Below are 7,186 nucleotides of genomic sequence, written 5' to 3' on the forward strand. Positions count from 1 at the left end.
GTGAGCCGCACCTATCTCTACCGGGGCCGCATCCTGAGCCTGGCCCTGGAAGGCCGTTACGAGATCGTGGAGCACAAGCCCGCGGTGGCCATTGTGGCCGTGCGGGATGGAAGGATGCTCTTCGTGCGCCAGCACCGTCCGGCAGTGGGCCTGGCTCCCCTGGAGATCCCCGCGGGGCTTATAGAACCTGGGGAGGACCCCCTGGAGGCTGCCCGTCGGGAGCTGGCCGAGGAAACCGGGCTTGCGGGGGACCTTGCGCCCCTTTTCAGCTACTACGTGTCCCCGGGCTTCACCGACGAAAAGACCCACGTCTTTCTGGCCAGCAACCTGCGGGAAACCCAGGCCACGCCGGACGAGGACGAGGAGATCGAGGTGGTCTGGCTGGAGCCGGAAAGGGCCTTAGAGATGCACCAAAAGGGCGAGGTGGAGTTTTCCACCACCGGCCTGGTGGGCGTGCTTTACTACCATGCTTTTCTCCGAGGTCGCTGACGTTCCCAAGGGGGCCAAGGTGGTGGCGGTGGGCTCCTTCGACGGGGTACACCTGGGCCACCAACATCTCCTCCACCAGGCCCTGGCCGAGGCCAAGAGCCTCCACCAGCCCCTTCTCGTCTACACCTTTGACCCCCCCACCAAGGTCTTCACCCGGGGAGAGGGATTCCTGATGGACCTCACGGAGAAGGTGGAGGCCCTCAGGGCCCTCGGGGTGGAGCTGATCCTGGCGGTGGCCTTTAACGAAACCTTCGCCCAAAGGGAGGCGGGGGAGTTTTTGGAGGACCTCAGAAGGCTTGGAGCGAGCCGCATCTACGTGGGGGAGGATTTCCGCTTCGGCAAGGGCCGGGGTGGCGGCCCTGAGGACCTGGCCCAGGTGGCCCCAGTGCGCATCGTTCCCCTTTTAACCCTGGGAGGGGAGCCGGTGAAGAGCAGCCGCATCCGCGCCCTTCTGCAAGAGGGCCGGGTGGAGGAGGCCCGTCACCTCCTGGGCCGGCCTTACGGGGCCTACGGGGTGGTGGTGGAAGGGGACAAGCTTGGGAGGAAGCTGGGCTTTCCCACCGCCAACCTGGCTGTTCACCCCCAGAAGATCCTCCCCCCAGGGGTGTTCGCCGTGGAGGCCCAGGGATCCTTTGGCCGCTACAAGGGGGTGGCCAACGTGGGCACGAGGCCCACGGTAAACGGTATGGAAAGAAGGCTCGAGGTGCACCTTCTGGGCTTTGCCGGGGAGCTTTACGGGGAGGAGATGCGCCTGTCCTTCCTCAAGCGCCTACGGGAGGAGAAACGCTTCGACAGCCTCGAGGAGCTCAAGGCCCAGATCGCCAAGGACGTGGCCTCGGCCCGCGCTTACTTTGGCCTCTAGGTAGCCCATAAAACCCGTTTCGGGGACATCCTTCCCGGCGGGGCCCGGATAGGCTGGAGTTGTGGACTGCAGAGGCTTGGCCGAGGCCTTGGTGGGAGCCCGGGGGAGGCAGGAGGTCTTTCGCCGCGCCCTGGCGGCCCTGGAGGAGGCGGGGGTCATCCGCTGCGGCGAGGCCTACTGGGTGGGCGAGGGCCTCTCCCTTTTCCAGATGCAGGCCTGCCGGACCACCTGTCCCCTGGTGGCCCGCTCCCGTCCCCTGGCCGAGGAAGCCCTGAGGCGGGGAGAGGCGGTGAAGGAGGGATCCTTCGTGGCCATTCCGGTGAAGCAGGGGGAAAAGACCCTGGCGGTGGTGGTGCTGAGCCTCCACGAAGGCCGAGAAGCCCCCGAGGCCCTACCTTCCCTCCTCCTCCTGGCCCTGAAGCGCCCGGGGCTGGAGCTGGCGGGGAGGCTCCTGGCCACCCAGGAGGAGGAAAGGCGCCGGGTGGGCCGGGAGCTTCACGACGGGGTAGGAAGCCTCCTCACCGCTGCCCTCCTCACCCTGAAGGTGGCGGAAAAGCACCCCGAGAAGCTCCCCGAGGCCCGCAAGCGGGTGGCGGAGGCCCTCGAGGAGGTCCGGCGGCTTTCCCGGGAACTCCGCATGCCCCTTCTGGACGATCTGGGGCTTAAGGAAGCCCTCTCCCGCTACCTGGAGGAATACCGCCAACACGGCCTTCAGGTGGAGGCTGAGCTGGACCTACCCCGCCTGCCCAAGGAGAAGGAAGTGGCCCTCTTCCGCGTGGTGCAGGAGGCCCTGACCAATGTCCTGCGCCATGCCCAAGCCCGGCGGGTATCCGTGCGCCTCTGGCAAGAGGGGGATCGCCTCTTCGGCGTGGTGAGGGATGACGGCCGGGGGTTTGACCCCGAAATAACCCCCCCCTCCGTGGGGCTTTTGGGCATGCAGGAACGCATCCAAAGCCTGGGGGGAAGCTTTGCCCTGCGCAGCAAGCCTGGCCAGGGCACGGAGGTGGAGTTCGGGGTGCCTCTATGAGGGTGGTTTTGGTGGAGGACCACCACCTGGTGCGCAAGGGCCTTCGCCTTCTCCTGAAGGAAGGTGGCCACCAGGTGGTGGCGGAGTTCGCCCGGGCGGAGGAGGCCCTGGCCGCACCCTGGGAGGCCGAGCTGGTCCTTTTGGACCTGAACCTGCCGGGCATGGGGGGCCTCGAGGCCCTCCCCCACCTGGCCAAAAGGGCCAAGGTCCTGGTGGTTTCCATGCACGACGAGCCCGCCTACGTGGCCCGGGCCTTCGCCCTGGGGGCCAAGGGGTACCTGCCCAAACATGCTTTGGACCAGGATCTTCTGGAGGCTCTGGAGCGCCTGGGAAGGGGCCTCCGCTACCTCCACCCCAGCCTGACCGAGGCGCTTCTGGAGGGGCAGGTGGAACCGGGACCCGAGGTTCTTTCGGACAGGGAGCGGGCGGTGGTGGCCCTTCTGGCCCAGGGCTACACCCTCTCCCAGGTGGCGGAGCGCCTGGGGATTTCCGTGAAGACCGCCTCCACCTACAAGGGGCGGGCCCTGAACAAGCTGGGACTCATGGACACCCCCGAGCTGGTGCGCTGGGCCCGGGAACAGGGCCTGGCCTAGGGCAGCCCCAAGCCCCTGACCCTGTTTGGAACATCCTTCCCAAGGACATTTGCCCTAGGAAATCTTCCGACAGACACGGGTAAAACCCTCTGTCTTGTGAAAGAGAGGGCAAGCCCTATCTTAAGCCCAGGAGGTGAGGCATGGAACTCTTGGGCTGGGTCACGGCGAGCTTCTTCTCCCCGCCGGGAGAGGCCCTTTTCCGGGAGCTCTATGCGGGCACCCTGGAGGAAGCCCTGGAGGAACTTACCGGCCACCCCGTGGCCCTGCCCAAGGTGGCGCCCAGGGAACTCCAGGCCGCCTACACCGCCCTCTTCGTCACCCACCCCGAGGGGCTTCCCGCCCCGCCCTATGCGGGCTATGCCCTGGATGGGGAGCTCTTCGGCCCCTCCTTCCACCGCCTCCAGGAGCTCTACCGGGAAGGAGGCCTCGAGGTGCAGGCCACCTGGCGGGACCTGCCCGACCACATCGCCGCCATCGGGGAGGCCATCGCCCTCTTGGCGGACAAAAACCCCCATCTGGCAAAGAGGCTTGCCCGGGAGTTCCTAAAGCCCTGGCTGGACCGCTTTGGCCCCCAGGTGAAAACCCACGATCCCACGGGGTTTTACGCCACCCTGGTGGACCTTTTGCAGGAGGCCATCCATGCAAAGACGGGAGTTTCTTAAGCTTAGCACCCTGGCCGCAGGTGCCCTGGCCCTTAAGGGAAGTGGCCCCGCCAAGGCCCTCAAGGCCCCTTGGTACCGGCAGGAGGTCAAAAGCGTCTACCAGATCTGCGAGGGATGCTTCTGGCGGTGCGGCATCGTGGCCCATGCGGTGGGGAACCGGGTGTACAAGGTGGAGGGTTACGAGGCCAACCCCAAAAGCCGGGGCCGGCTCTGCCCCCGGGGCCAGGGCATGCCCCAGACCACCTACGACCCCGACCGGCTCAAGCGCCCCCTGATCCGGGTGGAGGGAAGCCAGCGGGGCGAGGGCAAGTACCGGGTGGCCACCTGGGAGGAAGCCCTGGACCACGTGGCCGAGAGGATGATGAAGATCAAAGAGGAATACGGCCCCGAGGCCATCGCCTTCTTCGGCCACGGCACGGGGGATTCCTGGTTCGTGGACTTCCTCCCCGCCGCCTGGGGTAGCCCCAACGCCGCCAAGCCCTCCGTGGCCCTCTGCACCGCCCCCAGGGAAACGGCCGCCCAATGGGTCTTCGGCCGACCCATCGGCGGGCATGAACCCATAGACTGGGAAAACGCCCGCTACATCGTCCTCATCGGCCACCACATCGGGGAGGATACCCACAATACCCAGCTTCAGGACTTCGCCCTGGCCCTGAAGCGGGGAGCCAAGGTGGTGGTGGTGGACCCCCGCTTCTCCACCGCCGCCGCCAAGGCCCACCTGTGGCTTCCCATCAAGCCGGGCACCGACACCGCCTTGCTCCTGGCCTGGATCCACGTCCTCATCTACGAGGATCTCTACGACAAGGAATACGTGGCCAAGTACACCACGGGCTTTGAGGAACTCAAGACCCACGTGAAGGACTTCACCCCCGAGTGGGCGGAGAAGCACACGGAGATCCCCGCCGAAACCATCCGCCAGGTGGCCCGGGAGATGGCGGCCCACAAGCCCCAGGCGGTCCTCCCCCCCACCCGGCACACCGTCTGGTACGGGGACGACACCTACCGGATGATGGCCCTGTACTACGTGAACGTCCTCCTGGGCAACTACGGCCGCAAGGGCGGGTTCTACATCGCCCAAAGCCCCTACCTGGAGAAGTACCCCACCCCGCCCCTACCCCTGGAGCCGGCTGCGGGAGGTTGCTCAGGTCCAGCTGGAGGAAATCACGAACCCGAAGGGTTTAAACCCCGGGCCGACAAGGGCAAGTTCTTCGCCCGCACCACCGCCATCCAGGAGCTCATCGAGCCCATGATCACCGGGGAGCCCTACCCCATCAAGGGGCTCCTCGCCTACGGGATCAACCTCTTCCACTCCATCCCCAACGTGCCCCGCACCAAGGAGGCCCTCAAGAAGCTGGATCTCTACGTGGTCATAGATGTGCTCCCCCAGGAGCACGTGATGTGGGCCGACGTGATCCTGCCCGAGGCCACCTACCTGGAGCGCTACGACGACCTGGTGGCCGTGGCCCACAAAACCCCCTTCATCCAGCTTCGGGTTCCCGCCCACGAACCCCTCTTTGACACCAAGCCCGGCTGGTGGATCGCCCGGGAGCTGGGGATCCGCCTGGGCCTGGGCGAGTTCTTCCCCTGGCAGACCATTGAGGAATACCTGGACACCCGCCTCCAGAGCATCGGCTTTGACCTGGAAACCCTGAAGGGCATGGGCACCCTGGTGCAAAAGGGCAAGCCCTGGCTGGAGGATTGGGAGAAGGAAGGCCGGCTTCCCTTCGGCACCCCCTCGGGGAAGATCGAACTCTACTGCCAGGCTTTCAAGAAGGCGGGCCACCAGCCCCTTCCCGTCTTCACCCCGCCCGAGGAGCCACCCCCTGGCTTCTACCGCCTCCTCTACGGCCGAAGCCCCGTGCACACCTTCGCCCGCACCCAGAACAACTGGGTCCTCATGGAAATGGACCCGGAAAACGAGGTCTGGATCCATCGGGAAGAGGCCAGAAAGCTGGGCCTGAAGGATGGGGATTACGTGATCCTGGAGAACCAGGACGGCGTGAGGGAAGGCCCGGTGCGGGTCAAGACCACGGAAAGGATCCGGAAGGACTGCGTTTACCTGGTCCACGGCTTCGGCCACAAGGCCCCCCTCATGAAGGTGGCCCACGGCCGGGGAGCCTCCGACAACTACCTGCAAACCCGGTACAAGCTGGACCCCATTTCCGGAGGGGCGGGGCTTCGGGTCAACTTCGTCAAGCTGGAGAAGGCGGAAAAGCCCCGGTTGCCCAGCCTCTCCGCCCTGGCCAAGCGCCCCTTTGACGAAAGGAGGATGTGATGCCCCGCTACGCCATGGCCATCGACCTTAGCCTCTGCGTGGGCTGCGCCGCCTGCGCCGTGGCCTGCAAGATGGAGAACGAGGTTCCCCCAGGGGTCTTTAACCTCTGGATCCGGGAGCGGGAGATAGGTACCTATCCCGATTTGGTGGTGGAGTTCCGCCCCGAACAGTGCCTGCACTGTGAAAACCCACCCTGCGTACCCGTGTGCCCCACGGGGGCCAGCTACCAAACCCAAGAGGGCTTGGTCCTGGTGGACCCGAAAAAGTGCATCGCCTGCGGGGCCTGCATCGCCGCCTGCCCCTACGATGCCCGCTACCTGCACCCGGCCGGCTACGTGAGCAAGTGCACCTTCTGTGCCCACCGGATAGAGCAGGGCCGGCTTCCCGCCTGCGTGGAAACCTGCCCCACCTTCTGCCGCACCTTTGGGGACCTGGACGACCCGGAAAGCCCGGTGTCCAGGGCCCTGAAGGAGGCTGGGCGGGTGGATGTGTTGAGGCCCGAGCTGGGCACCAAGCCCAAGCTCTTCTACCTGAACGCCCCTTCCAAGAAGGGGCTCACCCAGGAGAGGGAGGTGCACCATGACTGAGTTCTACGGCCTTCCCAACGCCGGGGAGTTTTGGCACTGGACCAATCTTCTCCACTTCATCCTGGTGGGGCTGGCGGGAGGTATGGCCTTCCTGACAGCCCTGCTGCACCTTAAGGGCTATCCGGAAGCCCGCCGCTATACCCTTTGGGCCCTGGGCCTGATTGCTCTGGATCTCTTCGTGCTTTGGGCGGAATCCCCCGCCCGCTTCCGCTTCACCCACGTCTGGCTTTTCCTCTCCTTCCACCCCACAAGCCCCATCTGGTGGGGGTCCTGGGGCCTGGCTCTCTCCTTCATGTCTGCCGGGCTCCTATACCTCGGGAAAGGACCCAGCAAGCCTTTGGCCTGGGGCCTTTTGGCCTTTAGCCTGGTGGCCCTGGCCTACCCCGGCATGGCCCTGGCGGTGAACCTGAACCGACCCCTCTGGAACGCCTTGCTGGCGGGGCTGTTTCCCCTCACCGCCCTGGTCTTGGGGCTCGGGGTGGGGTCGTGTCAAGATTTATGTGTAAGCGTCTGTGTACGGGGGGCATACCTCTCCAGAAGCATCTTCTCCAGCACTTCCCGCACCTCAGCAAAGCCCTTCAATCGCCGCTCAGACCACCTCCCCTCCTGACGCTCCGCCTCCAAGTAAAGGAGCTTAAACACAGACTCGGGTCGGGGGAACTTATGATCCCGCACCTTCGTCCCACGCCTC

General features: G+C 65.6%; 7 protein-coding genes and 2 pseudogenes. 8 read left to right on the forward strand and 1 reads right to left on the reverse strand.

The features are described from left to right. The 8 genes and pseudogenes from AC27GT_RS09565 to AC27GT_RS09600 all read left to right on the forward strand — a co-directional run. A complete protein-coding gene (locus AC27GT_RS09565; protein ID WP_487224058.1) occupies positions 1–489 on the forward strand; it encodes an NUDIX domain-containing protein in 489 nt (162 codons plus the stop codon). Next, on the forward strand, positions 467–1,351 hold the full coding sequence (ribF, locus tag AC27GT_RS09570; protein ID WP_015716607.1) for a riboflavin biosynthesis protein RibF: 885 nt from the start codon (positions 467–469) through the stop codon (positions 1,349–1,351). Before AC27GT_RS09565 ends, ribF begins: the two co-directional genes overlap by 23 nt. A gap of 61 nt (positions 1,352–1,412) precedes the next feature. Beyond that, entirely contained in the window at positions 1,413–2,378 is a 966-nt protein-coding gene (locus AC27GT_RS09575; protein WP_038068483.1) for a sensor histidine kinase, read from the forward strand. Continuing rightward, positions 2,375–2,971: a response regulator gene (locus AC27GT_RS09580; RefSeq protein WP_487224059.1), complete on the forward strand. Its 597-nt coding sequence runs from the start codon at positions 2,375–2,377 to the stop codon at positions 2,969–2,971. The genes AC27GT_RS09575 and AC27GT_RS09580 overlap by 4 nt, the downstream gene beginning before the upstream one ends. A 140-nt stretch (positions 2,972–3,111) precedes the next feature. Further along, positions 3,112–3,633: a TorD/DmsD family molecular chaperone gene (locus tag AC27GT_RS09585; protein ID WP_487224060.1), complete on the forward strand. Its 522-nt coding sequence runs from the start codon at positions 3,112–3,114 to the stop codon at positions 3,631–3,633. Continuing rightward, entirely contained in the window at positions 3,611–5,908 is a 2,298-nt protein-coding gene (locus AC27GT_RS09590; RefSeq protein ID WP_487224061.1) for a molybdopterin-dependent oxidoreductase, read from the forward strand. The genes AC27GT_RS09585 and AC27GT_RS09590 overlap by 23 nt, the downstream gene beginning before the upstream one ends. Next, positions 5,908–6,495 (forward strand): 4Fe-4S dicluster domain-containing protein, encoded by a 588-nt coding sequence (locus tag AC27GT_RS09595; protein WP_487224062.1) that lies wholly within the window; start codon positions 5,908–5,910, stop codon positions 6,493–6,495. The genes AC27GT_RS09590 and AC27GT_RS09595 overlap by 1 nt, the downstream gene beginning before the upstream one ends. Continuing rightward, a pseudogene (locus tag AC27GT_RS09600) lies at positions 6,488–6,916 on the forward strand (polysulfide reductase NrfD family protein); the annotation flags it as partial. The gene AC27GT_RS09595 and the pseudogene AC27GT_RS09600, both read left to right, overlap by 8 nt. A 68-nt stretch (positions 6,917–6,984) precedes the next feature. Here the strand turns inward: AC27GT_RS09600 and AC27GT_RS09605 are convergent. Further along, a pseudogene (locus tag AC27GT_RS09605) lies at positions 6,985–7,186 on the reverse strand (IS256 family transposase); the annotation flags it as partial.

Source organism: Thermus sp. KWY1, from assembly GCF_057547025.1.